The sequence below is a fragment of the Streptomyces asiaticus genome, from assembly GCF_018138715.1.
Lineage (GTDB): Bacteria > Actinomycetota > Actinomycetes > Streptomycetales > Streptomycetaceae > Streptomyces > Streptomyces asiaticus.
Genome location: NZ_JAGSHX010000001.1, coordinates 328604 through 343375, shown reverse-complemented (window position 1 = coordinate 343375; position 14772 = coordinate 328604). Strand labels below are relative to the sequence as shown.

16 protein-coding genes are annotated in these 14772 nt (G+C 71.2%); 6 read left to right on the top strand and 10 right to left on the bottom strand.

Translation table 11 applies throughout. From position 1 onward, the window contains the following. Positions 1 to 288: 288 nt before the first annotated feature. A complete protein-coding gene (gene asnB / locus KHP12_RS01010) occupies positions 289 to 2121 on the top strand; it encodes an asparagine synthase (glutamine-hydrolyzing) (RefSeq protein ID WP_086881767.1) in 1833 nt (610 codons plus the stop codon). 52 nt (positions 2122 to 2173) lie between these two features. Here the strand turns inward: asnB and KHP12_RS01005 are convergent, their stop codons facing one another. Continuing rightward, positions 2174 to 2869 (bottom strand): TetR/AcrR family transcriptional regulator, encoded by a 696-nt coding sequence (locus KHP12_RS01005; protein WP_086881727.1) that lies wholly within the window; start codon positions 2867 to 2869, stop codon positions 2174 to 2176. 172 nt (positions 2870 to 3041) lie between these two features. On the opposite strand from KHP12_RS01005, the gene KHP12_RS01000 reads away from it, so the two are divergent. Genes KHP12_RS01000 through KHP12_RS00990 form a run of 3 tightly spaced genes read left to right on the top strand, consistent with a single transcriptional unit; the run spans position 3042 to position 5447 of the window. Next, on the top strand, positions 3042 to 3671 hold the full coding sequence (locus KHP12_RS01000) for an MSMEG_1061 family FMN-dependent PPOX-type flavoprotein (protein WP_086881726.1): 630 nt from the start codon (positions 3042 to 3044) through the stop codon (positions 3669 to 3671). Positions 3672 to 3694: 23 nt separating this feature from the next. Then, positions 3695 to 4603 (top strand): PDR/VanB family oxidoreductase, encoded by a 909-nt coding sequence (locus KHP12_RS00995; RefSeq protein ID WP_086881725.1) that lies wholly within the window; start codon positions 3695 to 3697, stop codon positions 4601 to 4603. A 52-nt stretch (positions 4604 to 4655) separates the two neighbouring features. Then, positions 4656 to 5447 carry a siderophore-interacting protein gene (locus KHP12_RS00990; protein WP_244202771.1) on the top strand — a complete coding sequence of 264 codons (792 nt, stop codon included), beginning with the start codon at positions 4656 to 4658 and terminating at the stop codon, positions 5445 to 5447. Positions 5448 to 5457: 10 nt separating this feature from the next. Here the strand turns inward: KHP12_RS00990 and KHP12_RS00985 are convergent, their stop codons facing one another. The 3 genes from KHP12_RS00985 to KHP12_RS00975 form a co-directional block, all read right to left on the bottom strand. Beyond that, positions 5458 to 6060: a DJ-1/PfpI family protein gene (locus KHP12_RS00985; RefSeq protein WP_086881723.1), complete on the bottom strand. Its 603-nt coding sequence runs from the start codon at positions 6058 to 6060 to the stop codon at positions 5458 to 5460. Between the two features lie 103 nt (positions 6061 to 6163). Further along, positions 6164 to 6586, bottom strand: coding sequence for a tautomerase family protein (locus KHP12_RS00980; RefSeq protein ID WP_086881722.1), 423 nt, complete (start codon positions 6584 to 6586; stop codon positions 6164 to 6166). A gap of 64 nt (positions 6587 to 6650) precedes the next feature. Beyond that, the gene (locus tag KHP12_RS00975) at positions 6651 to 7352 is read right to left on the bottom strand and encodes an SDR family oxidoreductase (RefSeq protein ID WP_086881721.1); all 702 of its coding nucleotides are present in this window, start codon (positions 7350 to 7352) and stop codon (positions 6651 to 6653) included. Positions 7353 to 7543: 191 nt separating this feature from the next. On the opposite strand from KHP12_RS00975, the gene KHP12_RS00970 reads away from it, so the two are divergent. Beyond that, positions 7544 to 8173, top strand: a complete 630-nt coding sequence (locus tag KHP12_RS00970; protein ID WP_086881720.1) for a TetR/AcrR family transcriptional regulator — start codon at positions 7544 to 7546, stop codon at positions 8171 to 8173. A 65-nt stretch (positions 8174 to 8238) separates the two neighbouring features. On the opposite strand, the gene KHP12_RS00965 is transcribed toward KHP12_RS00970, so the two are convergent. The 5 genes from KHP12_RS00965 to KHP12_RS00945 form a co-directional block, all read right to left on the bottom strand. Then, a complete protein-coding gene (locus KHP12_RS00965) occupies positions 8239 to 9273 on the bottom strand; it encodes a PfkB family carbohydrate kinase (RefSeq protein ID WP_211831249.1) in 1035 nt (344 codons plus the stop codon). Further along, a complete protein-coding gene (locus KHP12_RS00960) occupies positions 9270 to 10763 on the bottom strand; it encodes a purine-cytosine permease family protein (protein ID WP_211831248.1) in 1494 nt (497 codons plus the stop codon). Before KHP12_RS00960 ends, KHP12_RS00965 begins: the two co-directional genes overlap by 4 nt. 61 nt (positions 10764 to 10824) lie before the next feature. Beyond that, positions 10825 to 11832 carry an ADP-ribosylglycohydrolase family protein gene (locus tag KHP12_RS00955; RefSeq protein ID WP_086881717.1) on the bottom strand — a complete coding sequence of 336 codons (1008 nt, stop codon included), beginning with the start codon at positions 11830 to 11832 and terminating at the stop codon, positions 10825 to 10827. Between the two features lie 91 nt (positions 11833 to 11923). Then, on the bottom strand, positions 11924 to 12691 hold the full coding sequence (locus tag KHP12_RS00950) for a GntR family transcriptional regulator (RefSeq protein WP_086881716.1): 768 nt from the start codon (positions 12689 to 12691) through the stop codon (positions 11924 to 11926). Between the two features lie 149 nt (positions 12692 to 12840). Further along, entirely contained in the window at positions 12841 to 13224 is a 384-nt protein-coding gene (locus tag KHP12_RS00945; protein ID WP_246644221.1) for a hypothetical protein, read from the bottom strand. On the opposite strand from KHP12_RS00945, the gene KHP12_RS00940 reads away from it, so the two are divergent. Beyond that, entirely contained in the window at positions 13217 to 13669 is a 453-nt protein-coding gene (locus KHP12_RS00940) for a WYL domain-containing protein (protein WP_308016622.1), read from the top strand. The two genes, KHP12_RS00945 and KHP12_RS00940, sit on opposite strands and share 8 nt — an antisense overlap. Positions 13670 to 13707: 38 nt before the next feature. Here the strand turns inward: KHP12_RS00940 and KHP12_RS00935 are convergent, their stop codons facing one another. Beyond that, on the bottom strand, positions 13708 to 14751 hold the full coding sequence (locus KHP12_RS00935) for a D-cysteine desulfhydrase family protein (protein ID WP_372455151.1): 1044 nt from the start codon (positions 14749 to 14751) through the stop codon (positions 13708 to 13710). Positions 14752 to 14772 lie beyond the last annotated feature (21 nt).

Here is a 14772-nt window from a genome sequence, read left to right as displayed (position 1 = left end):
CGCCGCGACCCATCGCGGAGAGCCGGGGCCGCCACGGAGCCGTTCCTTCTCTTTCGTATACCGCCGGTCATTCCTTGATGAATTACGACGCGGATATGAGACGTAAAATAGCGACTTAGTGGGCGTCGTTTTTCGGACAGCGTTCATGATGAAACTCACTATTAACAGGAATTTACCAGTGAGAAATACCACCCACCCGGAGATCAGCGCCCGGTAGCGATCCCCCTCCGGAGAGGTAGATGGTTTTCACAGGCAACCATCTCCCGCTGAGTGAAAGGGATGATCACTGTGTGCGGCATCACCGGCTGGGTCTCCTACCGTCGCGATCTGACCTCCCACCGCCAGGTCCTCGACACCATGACGGAGACGATGGCCTGCCGCGGCCCGGACGCGGCAGGAGCGTGGGTGACCGGCAGGGCGGCGCTCGGGCACCGGAGGCTGGCCGTCATCGACCTGCCCGGCGGGGCGCAGCCCATGGCCGTCGACACGGCCGACGGCCCCGTGAGCATGGTCTACTCCGGTGAGGCGTACAACTTCACCGAGCTGCGCGACGAACTGCGCCGCAGGGGCCACAGCTTCACCACCGACTCCGACACCGAGGTCGTGCTGCGCGGCTATGTCGAGTGGGGCGAATCCCTCACCGAGAAGTTGAACGGCATGTACGCCTTCGCCATCTGGGACTCCCGCACCGAGAAGCTGGTGATGATCCGGGACCGGATGGGCATCAAGCCGTTCTACTACTACGAGACCGACGACGGCGTCCTCTTCGGATCCGAGCCCAAGGCCATTCTCGCCAATCCGCTCGCCGCCCCCGAGGTCGGCCTGGACGGGCTGCGGGAGATCTTCTCCTTCGCCAAGACCCCGGGCCACGCGATCTGGAAGGGCATGAAGGAGCTGCGCCCCGGCCACATCGCCGTCGTCGACCGCAATGGGCTTCGCGAGCAGGCGTACTGGCGTCTGGAGGTCTCCGAGCACACCGATGACCAGGAGACGACCGTCGCCCATGTGCGGGAGCTGCTGGAGGACATCATCGCCCGTCAGCTCGTCGCCGATGTGCCCCGCTGCACCTTGCTCTCCGGGGGGCTCGACTCCTCGGCCATGACCTCGCTCGCCGCCCGCAAGCTCGGCGAACACGGCGAGACCGTCCGCAGCTTCGCCGTGGACTTCCCCGGGCAGGCGGAGAACTTCCGCGCGATCGACGTGGCGCCCAGCGTCGACACGCCGTATGTGCACGCCGTGGCCGAGCATGTGAAGTGCGACCACCGGGACATCATCCTCGACGGCTCCGCCCTGTCCGACCCGGCCGTCAGGCAGGCGGCCATCGCGGCGAGGGATCTGCCCATCGGGCTCGGCGACCGGGACAACTCGCTCTATCTGCTGTTCAAGGCCGTTCGCGAACAGTCGACCGTGGCCCTGTCGGGCGAGTCGGCCGATGAGGTCTTCGGTGGCTACCCGTGGTTCCACGACGAGCGGCGCGAGGCCGACACCTTCCCGTGGCTCGCCGGAGGACTGACGCTCGGCGACACCAAGGGCCTGCTGTCCGAGGACCTCACCGAGAAGCTCGACCTGGACACCTACCTGCACGACCAGTACCTCAGCGCCCTGGACGAAGTCCCACTCAAGGACGGCGAGACCGGTCTGGAGAAGCGCATGCGGCAGGTCTGCTATCTGCACCTCACCCGCATGGTCAACACCCTGCTCGACCGCAAGGACCGGATGAGCATGGCCGTCGGGCTGGAGGTCAGGGTGCCGTTCTGCGACCACCGCCTCGTCTCCTACGTCTTCAACACGCCCTGGTCGCTGAAGACGTTCGACGGGCGGGAGAAGAGCATTCTGCGCGAGGCCACCCGTGATGTGCTGCCCGAGTCCGTGGCCAACCGCAAGAAGAGCGGTTACCCCGGCAGCTTCGACCCCGCCTACCTCGCCGCCATCAGGCGCCAGGCGGGCGACCTCATCACCTCCGGACACCCGGCCCTCGAACTGTGCCGCACCGAGACGCTGAGGGAGGCGCTCGACGCACCGGCGGAGGTCATCACCACTCAGCAGCGCGCCACCATCGAACGCGCCCTCGACCTGGCGACATGGTTCGACCTGCGCAAGCCCATCATCACGATCGACTGACGCCCGCGGTCCGCATCACGCGATTCACACCTCACACCTCACACCTCACGCATCACGAGGGGCGGGCACCTGGGTCACCGGGTGCCCGTCCCTCGTTCCGTGGCCGCTCAACCGCGCCTCCCCCGCCCGGCGCGGCCGTGAGATAGCTGGTGATCATCGCGACCAGTTCGTTCTCCAGCCGGGTGGTGTCGACGGAGTCCGGCGCCGCGATGAGATGGTGGACGACGAGCTCGACCGTGGACACCACGAGCCGGGCGGCGACGTAGGTGTCCTCGACCCGGACCTCGGGATGGCGCTCGAGCAACTCCTGGGTATAGGCGATCCGTTCGCGCTCGTGCCGGGCGATCTTCTCGAGCAACTCGGGCGACCGTGGCCCGTGTTCCATCATGACGCGGAGCAGCTGCGGGTCGTCGAGATGGTTCGCGATCACGGGGCGCGCGAAGCCGCGGATGATCTCTTCCAGGGAGTCGGGTTCGTCCTCGTCCTGGCGGCTCCTGATGGCGTCGCCCCCGGTGTCGAGGTGACGGATCAGCAACTCGGCCAGGATCGCATCCTTGTTCGGATAGTACTGATACAGCGAGCCGATCGAGATCCGGGCGCGCTCGGCGATGCGATTGGTGGTCCCGGCGGCATACCCGTACTCGGCGAAAACGTGAGCAGCGGCGGTGAGGATGCGCTGCCTGGTGAGCTCGGCCCGGGCCTGGCGTGGCTGTTTACGTGGCTGAAGTCCGCGACGGCCGGTCGTCATGACACCTCCTGCACAGCGCCTCGAAAGCGAGTGGCGCAAGACCTGAGTAATTGCTCACAATAGTGCCATGAACTGCGGCGGAGCGGTGAACCACCGTCGTCGGCCGAGGCGCGGGAGGCAACCGGAACGGGTCTCCGCGACCGCTGCTTCGCCCCTCCCGGAAGGAGTCCTCATGACGCAGACCAGCGCCCGCCCCCGGCGGTTGTCGCCGGCCGAGGTCCACGCCCTGCTCGGGGAGCCCGAAGCCATGGTCAAGGGCAAGATCCAGGACCGTATCGACAAATACTTCCGCCTCTTCATCGCGCACTCCCCCTTCCTGTCCATGGCCACGGCGGACGCGGAGGGGCGCGCCGACTGCTCCCCCCGTGGTGACTACCCGGGGTTCGTGAAGGTCCTCGACGACCACACGCTCGCGATTCCCGACCGCCCCGGCAACAAGATCGCCGACTCCTTCCGCAACCTCGCCGAGAACGACGGGATCGGGCTGCTCTTCCTCATCCCCGGGCTGCGGGAGACCTTGCGGGTCAACGGCCGCGCCTACCCCACGGACGACCCCGATGTGCTCGCCAGGATGCAGACCGAGGCCAAGGACCCGGTGCTGGCGATCGTCGTCGAGGTGGCGGAGGCGTACTTCCACTGTGGTCGCGCGCTCATCCGCTCCCGGCTGTGGGATCCCGCGAGCCAGGCCCTCGCCGACGAGATCCCGTCGGTCGGCGAGATCGCCGCCACCCAATTCGGGATGGACATCGACCCGATGGCGCTCACCCACGCCCTCGAAGAGGGCTACCGGAAACTCTACTGACCACGGCACAAGGTGAATCAACGATGCAACAGACCGTCGTCGACCACATCGAGCGGGTCGCCGAAGACGTCGTCTCCCTCGTCCTGCGGGGCGCCACCGGCCCGCTGGCGCCCTGGGAGCCGGGCGCCCATATCGACCTGGCGCTGCCGAACTGGCTGACCCGGCAGTATTCGCTGTGCGGAGACCCGGCGGACCGGGAGTCCTACCGCGTCGCGGTACGGTACGACCGCCTCAGCCGGGGTGGTTCGGAGTACATCCACCGGTTCCTGCGCCAGGGCCGCGCCCTCGATGTGTCGCTGCCGCGGAACCACTTCCCGCTGCTCCCCGCGCCGGAGTACCTCTTCCTCGCCGGTGGGATCGGCATCACCCCCATCCTGCCGATGCTGCGGGCGGCGGCCGCGTCGGACGTCCCGGCGTCGCTCGTGTACCTGGGGCCGTCGGTGGAATCCATGCCCTTCGTCGACGAACTGCGCTCCTGCTACGGCGATCGGGTGCGGATCGTCGCCACGCGGCAGCAGGGCAGGCCGGACTTCGCGGCCCTGGCATCCGCGCTGAGCCCCGGTGCCGTGGTGTACGCCTGCGGCCCCGCGCCGATGCTCGCCGCGGCGGAGGAGGCGTTCCCCTCGGGGCGGCTGTACGCGGAGCGGTTCCGCCCGGCTCCCAGGTCGTTCGCGCCCAACACGGCGTTCGAGGCGGTGTGTGCCCGGTCGGGGCGGACGGTCCAGGTGCCTGACGACGAGTCGCTGCTGGACGCCCTGACCCACGCCGGATTCCCCGTGGCGTCCGGATGCCGCGAAGGCGTCTGCGGCAGCTGCGAAGTGGCCGTGCTCGACGGCGAACCCGAGCACCGGGACGACATCGGCGCCCCCGCGGGCCGGATGTACACCTGTGTGTCCCGCGCCCTGTCCCCGCGGCTCGTCGTGGACCTGTGACCAGGCGGCGAGCGGCCCCCAACGCAACGCGAGGAACGACATGTTGCCCAAGATGCGCACGCCCGAATCACGGCAAATGATCACGCTGGAGGTGCGCCGGAACACTCGGCTGACACCCGCCTTCTCGACCATCACACTCGGCGGACCCGAACTGGAGCATCTGAAGCCGATGGGCTTCGACCAGATGGTACGGCTGTTCTTCCCCCGCGAGGGGCAGGACGGGCTGAGGATGCCGAAGCTCTCCAGCGACGCGTGGATGGCGGAATTACTCCTGCTGCCGAAGTCACGCCGACCGTGGGTGCGCAACTTCACCATCCGGCGCGCCCGGCCCGAACTCGGCGAGGTGGACATCGAGTTCGCGCTGCACGGCGACACCCCGGCCTCCACCTGGGCCCGGCACGCCCGGCCCGGAGACCCGGCGGGCATCTTCGACATGGGCATGAGCTATCTGCCACCGGCCCATGCCGAATGGCAGCTGCTCGTCGGGGACGAGAGCGCCGTGCCGGCGATCCTCGCCATCCTCGAGGACGCTCCGGCGTCGCTGGTGGCGGAGGTCTTCCTGGAGGTGCCCGGGACCGTCGACATCCGTGACGACATCACCGCCCCCGAGGGCGTACGAGTGCGGTGGCTGGCCCGGGACGGGGCGGACACCCTGCCCGGCGGGCTGGCCCTCGACACGGTCCGGACGTCGTCCCTGCGACCGGGCCGGTTCTACACCTGGGTCGCCGGGGAGGCCGGACTGGCCACCGGGCTGCGCCGCCATCTGGTGCGCGACCGCGGTGTGCCCAAGCCGGACATCGCGTTCTTCGGATACTGGCGGCACGGCCGCTCCAGCCCCGGCTGAGAGCCTGTGCTCACACCGGTGGCCGCGGGTCGTACTGGATGCCACGCCGCACCTGACGTGCGCGCTCGGGGGAGGTCAGCCTGGCGACCAGGTGAAGGGCCATGTCGATACCGGCCGAGACCCCCGCGGAGGTGATCAGGTCACCGTCGTCGACGAACCGCTCTTCGGGCCGTACGTCGATCGTCGGGTCGAGCTCGGCGAGCCGGTCCAGCGACGCCCAGTGCGTGGTCGCGGGGCGCCCGGCCAGCAGTCCGGCCGCCGCGTAGACCAGCGAGCCCGTGCACACGCTCGTCATCAGGGGAACGGATCGCCGCTGGGCCCGGACCCACTCCAGGTGCTGGTCGTCCCCGAGCTGCGGCCGGGTCCCCTGGCCGCCGGGGTGCAGCAGCACATCCAGCGCGGGCAGATCGGCCATCGCGTGATGGGCCGCGACGGTGAGCCCCTTCGCGCAGGTCACGGGGTTTCCATCGGCGGAGAAGCAGAACACCTGCCATCCGTCCTCCGCGAAATTGCGGGTCCAGTAGGACAGCACCTCCCATGGTCCGATGGCGTCGAGCTCCTCCACGTCCGGGAACAGCAGGATTCCGATCTTCCGCGTGTCTTCCTGGGCCATGCCGCGATCCAATCAGACCCCTCCCCCGCCCGCCACGGATTTCGCCGGGGGCGAGGCCGCCGACCGATGCCGACGGCCTCGCCGTGCCGCGATGCGGCCGCGGTCAGTACGCCACCGGGCGGTTCTCCCGGGCCCAGAGCTGTTCGGCTTCGCTGCGCGCGGGAGGCGGCCACATCCCGTCGATCATCCAGAGATCCCGGGGAGTCTCGTCGACATGGAACTCGCAGTGCAGCCCGCGGTCCCGGGTGTGCGGGGCGAGCAGGCGGTTGAGCCCCTCGGTGCCCTTCTTCCGCGCCTCGGGGTCCGTCAGGTGGCGGGCGATGTGCTCGACCACGACCCGGACGGTGTTGTCCGACGGCTCCCCGCCGACCAGGAACGAGGACTCGGGGACCTCGTGGAAAAGGGTGACGACGTAGAACTTCGGCAGACCGACCCGGGTGTAGTACGCCGTGACGTCCGCGGCGAACTGCCGCTTCTGCTCCGCGGAGTAGGCGCCGACCGGATGGTAGACGTGCCACAGGGGCATTGCTCTCTCCTTCAGGACGAGTGAAGTCGAACGGTGGTGACGAGCGGGTGTCCGCGGCGGGCGGTCAGCGTCCGAGGAGCAGGGTGAGGCCCTCCACCGGCCCGGCGAGCGCCGCCTTCATCTGCCGGGTCACGTCGTCGACGAGCACCTCGTCGGCGCCGCTCTCGACGCCGTCCAGGACCGCCTCCACGACCTCGGCCGGGGAGATCTTCTGACTCGGTATCCCGGCGACCATCTCGGTGTCGGCGAGTCCGAGGTGCACCCCGACCACCTGGGTCCCCTGCTCCGCCAGCTCGATGCGGAGAGAGTTCGTGATCGACCACAGGGCGGCCTTCGAGGCGCCGTAGGCGGCCGCGCCGGCGCCCCAGGACAGCACGGAGTGCATGTCGACCAGCGCACCGCCACCCCGCGCGGCGAGGACCGGGGCGAACGCACGGGCCACCCGGAGGGGTCCGAAGACGTTCGTCTCGAACGTGGCCACCACATCGGCCATGTCCGCCGTCAGCAGCGGCGAGGGCAGGAGGACTCCCGCGTTGTTGATGACGATGTCCACATCCGTGGCCCGGGCGGCGAGGGCGGCCACCGCGTCCGCGTCGTTGACATCGAGGGAAACGGCCTCGACCCGCGGGTCCTCGCTGGGGGCGGGCTTCCGCGCCGTCGCGTAGACCTTCGCCGCTCCCCGCCGGAGCAGTGCCTCCACATACGCCTTCCCGATGCCGCGTTGGCCTCCGGTCACCAGCACCACGGAACCATCGATCGCAACCATGCCGGGCCTCCCTGTCGAACGTGTCGAATCGCGCACACCAACCGGCGGGGACGGCGGCCCATGAGGCCGTCGCCCCGCGGTGCGCTGGAATAGATTATTAGCATCATCTAAAATGGGCCGCAAATATCATCGACGCGGTACCGGCGTCCGGTACCCCAGTCCGGCACCACACGCAGAAGGAAGTACCGACCATGCCCCGAGCATCCCGAGCCGAGGCCGAACGCCACCGCGAGCAGGTGATCGCGGCCACCGCGAAGCTGGTGCGCACCCACGGCGCCGACAAGGTGAGCGTGGAGCAGGCGATGGCGGCGGCAGGTCTGACCCACGGCGGCTTCTACCGCCACTTCGCCTCGAAGGACGACCTGGTCGCCCAGGCGTGCTCGGCCGCGTTCGCCGAACGCCTCGCCGACATGACGGAAACCCCCGAGGGCGGGGACACGAGCGGCGCCCGGGCCGCCTTCCTGGCCACCTATCTGTCCGCCCGGCACCGCGACAACCCCGGGCTGGGGTGCGCCGCCGCGGCACTGGCGGTGGACGCCGCGCACGCGGAGCCCGGCGACCCGCTCAAGGGGGCCTACATCGAGGGTGTGCGCAATCTGATCGACGGGATGGAACGCAACGCGAGGGCGTCCGGGAGCACGGCGGCCGACGAGGAATCCGTTCTCGTCGAACTGTCCACCATGGTCGGGGCGTTGGTGCTGTCACGGGCCTGCGCGGGCGACGATCTGTCGGACCGCATCCTGACCGCGGTGCGCGACCACGTCCTCGCCGCGTATGAGCACACCCCTGACGGGAAGGACGGGTCCGAAGCCGCCGAGTGAGGCGTGCTCCCGTCAGGGGTTCGGACTCACCTGGGCCCGCCGCCGGCGGCGGGCCCAGGAGCGGACTACCGCCCGAGCGCCGAGGACAGCCGCGCCGCGAGCGGCTCGCCGTCGAGGAGATCCAGCAGCTCGCCGACGGTCGGCCCGGTGGCGGGGCCGTGGCGGGTGACCGCGAAGGCGGCCGCCGCGTTGGCACCCTCTACGGCGCTGCTCAGGTCCAGCCCGTGGCCGAGGAGGGCCAGGAACGCTCCCGTATGGGCGTCGCCGGCGCCGTTGCTGTCGACCGCGGTCACCCGGCGGCCGGGGATGTGCGCGGGCTCTCCGCCGGGCGGGACCAGCCAGCAGCCGTCCGCGTCGGCCCGCAGCAGCACACCGGTGCGCGGGCCCAGCCGGGCGGCGAGCGCGGCCGCGGCCTCCCGGGCGTCGTCCCGGCCGGTCAGCAGCCGCCCCTCGCGCTGGTTGCAGCTGACCCAGTCGCAGCGCGCCAGAACGGCCTCCAGCACCTCCTCCGGGATCTGGTCGGCCAGCGGGCCCGGGTCGAGGAAGACCCGGGTGTGCTCCGGCAGCCGCGCCACGAGCGAGGCCAGGACCGGGCCGTTCACCGGATAGGCGAGGCCGTATCCGGAGATCTGCACCAGGTCGCCGGGGCGCAACGCCGCGAGCACGGCCCTCGCGTGGGCCTCCGTCAGCCGGGCCTCGGCGCCGAGGCTGGTGGCGAAGGTGCGCTCGCCACCGCCGTCGACGAAGGCCACACAGAACCCGGTGTCCTCCTCCGCGACCGGATCCAGCGGCACCTCGATGCCCTCCCGGGCGAGGTCCGCCCGCACCCGGTCGCCGAACGGCCCGGTGCCATGGGCACCCGCGTACACGGCCGGAAGCCCCAGGCGGTGGGCGGCGGTGAGGACGTTGAATCCGCCGCCCGTGGTGAGGGTGGTGTCCTGGGAGATGATGTCGCCGCCGCGCTCGGGCAGTGCGGGCACCCGCATCACCAGGTCGACGATGGCGTTGCCGAGCAGGACCAGCCGACCGCCCGTGGCCTCGCCGGAGGCGCCGGGGACAGCGCCGTGGGAGGCGCCGGGGGCGCCGTCGTGGCCGCTCATGAGAGCTCCCGCGCGGCCGGGGCGGGCAGCACCTGCTGCTGGGGCGGCTGCGCGGACGCCTCCTCGCGGACGGTGCCGTCGAGCCGGCGCAGCAGGGCGTGGACGACGGCCGCGAGCACCAGGGTCACCACCCAGCCCAGCCCGTTGGACCCGATCCAGCTGTGGGCGAGCGGCCCGGAGAACCACACGTCGGTGGCGCTGGTGCTGGCCTCGGTGAACAGCAGGCCCACCACGATGGCCGCCGCCCAGGCGATCATCGCGGCCCAGGCGACCCCGCCCCGGAACCAGTAGCGGCTGGAGCGGCCGACGTCCATCAGGGCCGCGCCGTCGTAGGACCGGCGGAGTATCAGGTCGACCGCGAAGACGCCCACCCAGGCGGTGATGGGGACGGCGAGGAGGGTGAGGAAGGTGATGAACGGGCCGTAGAAGTCCTTGGCGATCAGGATGAAGTAGATCCCGCCCGCGAAGGTGACGACCACGTCCAGGCCGACGGCGAGGGTGCGCCGGACCCGTATCCCCAGGGTGATCATGGTGAGTCCGGCCGAGTAGACGGACAGGTGGTTGGAGAGCAGCAGTCCGCCGAACGCGGCGATCAGATACGGGATGGACATCCACGACGGCAGCATCGTGTTGATCGCCGAGACGGGGTCGGAGGCGGAGGCCAGGTCGGGTTCACCCGCCGCGAGGAGCGAGCCCAGCGAGATCAGCACCACCAGCGGGATACCGGCACCGAAGGCGGAGGCGGCCACCAGCCTGCCGCCGGGGATCCGGCGGGGCAGGTAACGGGCGTAGTCGGCCCCGGTGTTGGCCCAGCCGATACCGGTACCGGCGGCGATCATGCCGACGCCCACGACCATCGAGCTCACCGGCCCGACCGGGGCGTGGAAGACCTTGCCCCAGTCCACGGTGGTGGCGAGAAAACCGATCACGACGAGGTTGAGCAGACCGAAGACATAGCTGGCCCACCTGTTGATCCACATGATGGTGGCGTGGCCCAGGCCACTGATCAGCAGGGTGCAGCCGATGAAGACCAGCAGGCACACCACCGTGAGGACGGTGTTCCGCCGGATGCCGAAGGCGGCGTCGAGCAGCGCCAGCAGGGCGAAGGCGGCCGTGGTGGTGTTGATGGTCTCCCAGCCGAGCCGGCTCATCCAGGTGACCAGCGTGGGACCGGCGTTGCCACGGACCCCGAACACCGCGCGGGAGAGGGTGAGGGCGGGCGCTCCGCCCCGCTTCCCGGCGATGCTGAGGGCGCCCACCAGGGCGAAGGAGCCGAAGGACCCGAGGATGGCCACGACGGCCGCCTGCCAGATGTTCAGGCCACGGAAGCTGACCAGCGCCGCGCCGAGCGGCAGACCGAGGATGCTGATGTTCGCGGCGAACCAGGTCCAGAACATCTGGCTCGCGTGGCCGTGGCGCTCGGCGTCGGGAACCGGTTCGATGCCTCTGGTCTCGACGGAGCCGACGCGGTCGTTCTCTGAAGCCGCCATGGTGGTACCTGTCTTTCTGTCCGGGGGCGCTCCGGTGCGGATGTGGGGGCGGAGGTGTGTGTCATTCGGCCGTGTCGGCGCGCAGCGCGAGGAGGGCCTTGGCCAGCGGTTCCAGGTCGAGGTCGTTGACCGAGCGCAGGGTGGCGAGGGCGTCGTCGGGCAGGGCGGAGGCCCCGCTGACGGCACCGGCTATCGCTCCGGCTATGGCGCCGATGGTGTCGCAGTCGCCGCCGAGGTTGGCCGCCAGCAGGCAGGCCCGCCATGGCTCGCCCTCGGCGAGGGCCAGCACGGCGAAGGCGGCGGGGACCGACTCCTGGCTGGCGACGCTGGTGCCGACCAGGTCGCAGACGCGGTCCAGGGCCTGCCGCTCGGGAGTTGCGCGGACCAGGTCCACGGCCCAGCCGATGCGGGCGGCGATATCGGCCCCGGCGACCCAGTGGCCGCGCTCGGCGCCGGCCGCGGCCGCCGTGATCGCCGCGCCGAAGGCGTCCTCCAGATTCCCGCCGCCGATGCCACGGCTCACCGCGGCGGCCACGGCGGCGGCGGAGGCGATGCCGATGGTGGTGTCATGGGTGACCTGGCACGCCTCAGCGACCCGGTCGAGGAAGGGCTCCAGCGGTGTGTCCGGGAAGGCGACCCCGACGGGGGTGATCCGCATGGCCGCGCCGTTGGTGGCACCGGCCTTGCCCGCCTCCTCCGGCGGCACGCCCGCCGACACCGCCTCCAGTGCGGCCTTGGTGGAGGGGCCGAGCAGGTCGAAGGAGCCCTTGGCCTTCATGGCGCGCTCCCACTCCAGGAGCTCGTGCGCGAGCCGCAGCGGATCGATCCGGCCGCCGGACCCGGTCAGCAGCCGGCCGACGATGACGGCCTGATCGGTGTCGTCCGTGACCGAACCGGCGGGCATTCCGGCGCTCACCGGGTTGTCCTCCGGGCCGGGTTGGAAATCGGTGACGGTGCCGAACCGGGCGACGATGGATCGCCGGGACATGATCTGGGTGGGCATACCGAGGGCGTCGCCCATCGCCAGGCCGTAGAGGGCGCCGAGCGCGCGGTCGTGCTGGTGGTTCATCGGGACTTCCTGTCAGTGCGCGAAGGCGGTACGTCGGGCGGGGGCGGGCTGCCCGTCGCGGGGCACGGTGTGCGGTCTCATCGGGGCTGCCTCATCGGGGCTGCTTCCTCACGGCGGCCTCATCGCCGCTGCCCAGGGCCGTCTCGTCGGGGCTCTCGCCGAAGCCGAGGTGCAGCTGGAAGCGGGCGGGGTCCAGGAGGCTGGTCACCTGCTCGACGATCCGGCCATCGGCCCCGCGGCTGACCCGGCGGGTGTTGAGCCAGACCTCTCCCACCTGGCGGCGGAGCAGGGTCGCCTCGTCGGTGGCCAGTTGGCGCACGGACGCCCACTCGTCCCCGTGCGTGGCCCGGATGCCGACCGCGGCGAGGGTCTTGGTCAGCGAGCCGTCGAGGAGCCCGCCTACGGGGATGTCGGCCAGCGCCGGGACCATCGGAACCCGGCTGCGCTCCAGCGCGACCGGAGTGCCCTCCGGCAGCACCCGCAACCGGTCGAGCGCCATGAACTCGGCCCCCTCGATGCCGAGTTCACCGGCCAGCCGGGCGTCGCGCACCGCTTCGAGGCGGAGCACCTCGGTGGTGACCTGGGCTCCCTGGTCGGCCAGCGCCCTGGTCCACCCCAGCCGGTTGTCCAGCAGTCCGCCGTCGAAGGTGACGAACGAGCCGACGCCCGCGTGGGTGGAGATCAGCCCCTGCTTGCTGAGCTCGTCCAGCGCCTGGCGGACGGTGGCCCTGCTGACCGCGAAGCGCCGGGTGAGCGCGTGTTCGCCGGGCAGCCTGCTGCCCGGCTCCAGGGCGCCGCTGTGGATCTCACGGGCCAGGACGCGGGCGATGCGCTGATGCTTGAGGACCTGTCTAGGCATGTCCGGACGTTAGCCATACATGTTCAGTCCTGTCTAGAGTCGCAAGCACTCGAATCCTGGTCCGGGAAAGCCGAGGCAGCGGGAAGGCCAATGGCACGGCCCGCCGCGCAGCGGGCCGTGCCATCAGCGAGCGACAGCCAGGGGATTCGTCAGGCCATGTCGTGCAGGATCGCCGCCAGCTCGCCGGACCGGTCGAACATCGGCCAGTGCCGGCCGGGCAGCTCCCGGTACGCCCCGCCCTCGGTCGCCATATGGCGGAAGGCCGGAACGACCCCGACCCGCGCCCGGACCTCCGCCACCGGGAAGCTGCACAGCACATGCAGCCGCGGCAGCTTCTCCCATGCCTCGGTCAGCCGGACCGGTGCGGTGGCGGTGGCCCACGGCTGCGGGGCCGACAGCCGCACCAGCCGTTCGAGCGTGTCGTCCGGCAGCCCGGGCACCTCGGCGGCCAGCTGCCGCCACGGCGGGGGCGTCGCGCACTCCGGGCGCTGGTAGGTGACGGGGGCGGGCTCGGCCAGCGGCGAGGTGCGCACGTTCCGGCTGGACCGGATCGAGACGGCGTCGGTGCTCCCGGGGTCGTTCGATGTGCCCGAGGGGTTCGATCCGGCCGCGCGGGTGCTGTCCGGGCCGGCCGGGGTGCCGTATCCGCACGAGGTGTCGCTGCGGGTCCGGGGCACGGCCGACCAGGTCCGCCACCGGCTCCCGCCCGGGCTCGCCACCGTACGGGAACTCCCCGCCGAACCGGCGCGGGACGCCGCCGTCTCCGGGGAGGGGGAAGGCGGCGCGTGGGTGCGGGTCGAGCTGCGGGCCGAGCGGCTGGAGTGGGTGCCCTCCGTACTCGCCTGGCTGGACCTCCCGTTCGTGATCGAGTGTCCGGACGCCCTGCGCGACCATGTGCGCGCCCTGGCCGGCCGGCTCGCCACGTGCGCCGACGCGGTCGTCGATGCCGCCGAGGGAGCGGAGCCCCGCGCGGAGTGACACCGGATCGTGCGGGCACGGTCGTGCCGGTGCGACGCTCAGCCGCGGGGCCACCGTACGGCGGTGTCGGCCACGGCGGAACGCGCCCGCTCCAGGGTCTCGGGGTGTCCGAACAGACCCGGCAGTCCGCCGGTGTGCACGAAGACCGTGCGCTGCCCGGGGCGCACCTGGCCGTCGTGGACGGCCGCGATGAGACCGGCCAGGGCGCGGCCGGTGTAGATGGGGTCGAGGACGATGCCTTCGGTGCGGGCCGCCGTGGTGATGGCGTCCATGACCGGTTCGGTGAGCGCGGAGTAGCCGGGCCCGACCTGATCGAGGCGCAGCCGCAGGGAGGTGGCCGCGGGCTGTCCGGCCAGCCCCTCGACCAGGTCGCCGACGGTGTGCTCGGGATCGGCGACGGCTCCGCAGTGCACCCCCAGCACCCGCTCGGCGCCGAGGGCGTGGACGAGACCGGCCATGGTGCCGCCCGATCCGACCGCCACCACCGCCGTGGTCAGGTCCGGGTCCTGCACCAGGAGTTCGGTCCCCGCCGCGACATAGCCCAGGGCGCCCAGCGCACTGGACCCGCCGAAGGGGATCATCGCGGGCCGGGCGCCCCGCTCGCGCAGGTCGCGGGCCACGTCCTGCACCGCCGCCGCGAGTTCCGCCTCGCTCACCTCGCCCGCCCATACGACGCGGGCGCCGAAGAGACCGTCGAGCGCGATGTTGCCCGTCATGCCCTCGGTCGGCGCACCGGCGAGGACCAGGACCACGTCCATGCCCAGCCGGGCACCGGCCGCGGCCGTCAGACGGGCGTGGTTGCTCTGGGCGGCCCCGCTGGTCACCAGGGTGGTGGCGCCCTCGGCGCGGGCGGCACCGGCCGTCCACTCCAGCTTGCGGACCTTGTTGCCGCCGCCGCCAAGGCCGATCAGATCGTCACGCTTGACCCACAGATCCTCGGGCTCCAGCCCGATGGCACGGGCCAGGCGGGGCGCGGGCTCCAGCGGTGTGGGCCGACTCATCAACTCGGCCCGCGTGATGTCCTGACCCCCCGTCTCATCCTGGCCCTGATCCTGTGTGGTGTCCTGACGCTCTTCTGACACGATCGCCGCCTTCCAGCCAGC

What these genes read in the sequence shown, in the direction of transcription:
- KHP12_RS01005 (WP_086881727.1), bottom strand. Translation starts at nt 2,869, where the DNA reads ATGACGACCGGCCGTCGCGGACTTCAGCCACGTAAACAGCCACGCCAG.
- KHP12_RS01000 (WP_086881726.1), top strand. Translation starts at nt 3,042, where the DNA reads ATGACGCAGACCAGCGCCCGCCCCCGGCGGTTGTCGCCGGCCGAGGTC.
- KHP12_RS00995 (WP_086881725.1), top strand. Translation starts at nt 3,695, where the DNA reads ATGCAACAGACCGTCGTCGACCACATCGAGCGGGTCGCCGAAGACGTC.
- KHP12_RS00990 (WP_244202771.1), top strand. Translation starts at nt 4,656, where the DNA reads ATGCGCACGCCCGAATCACGGCAAATGATCACGCTGGAGGTGCGCCGG.
- KHP12_RS00985 (WP_086881723.1), bottom strand. Translation starts at nt 6,060, where the DNA reads ATGGCCCAGGAAGACACGCGGAAGATCGGAATCCTGCTGTTCCCGGAC.
- KHP12_RS00980 (WP_086881722.1), bottom strand. Translation starts at nt 6,586, where the DNA reads ATGCCCCTGTGGCACGTCTACCATCCGGTCGGCGCCTACTCCGCGGAG.
- KHP12_RS00975 (WP_086881721.1), bottom strand. Translation starts at nt 7,352, where the DNA reads ATGGTTGCGATCGATGGTTCCGTGGTGCTGGTGACCGGAGGCCAACGC.
- KHP12_RS00970 (WP_086881720.1), top strand. Translation starts at nt 7,544, where the DNA reads ATGCCCCGAGCATCCCGAGCCGAGGCCGAACGCCACCGCGAGCAGGTG.
- KHP12_RS00965 (WP_211831249.1), bottom strand. Translation starts at nt 9,273, where the DNA reads ATGAGCGGCCACGACGGCGCCCCCGGCGCCTCCCACGGCGCTGTCCCC.
- KHP12_RS00960 (WP_211831248.1), bottom strand. Translation starts at nt 10,763, where the DNA reads ATGGCGGCTTCAGAGAACGACCGCGTCGGCTCCGTCGAGACCAGAGGC.
- KHP12_RS00955 (WP_086881717.1), bottom strand. Translation starts at nt 11,832, where the DNA reads ATGAACCACCAGCACGACCGCGCGCTCGGCGCCCTCTACGGCCTGGCG.
- KHP12_RS00950 (WP_086881716.1), bottom strand. Translation starts at nt 12,691, where the DNA reads ATGCCTAGACAGGTCCTCAAGCATCAGCGCATCGCCCGCGTCCTGGCC.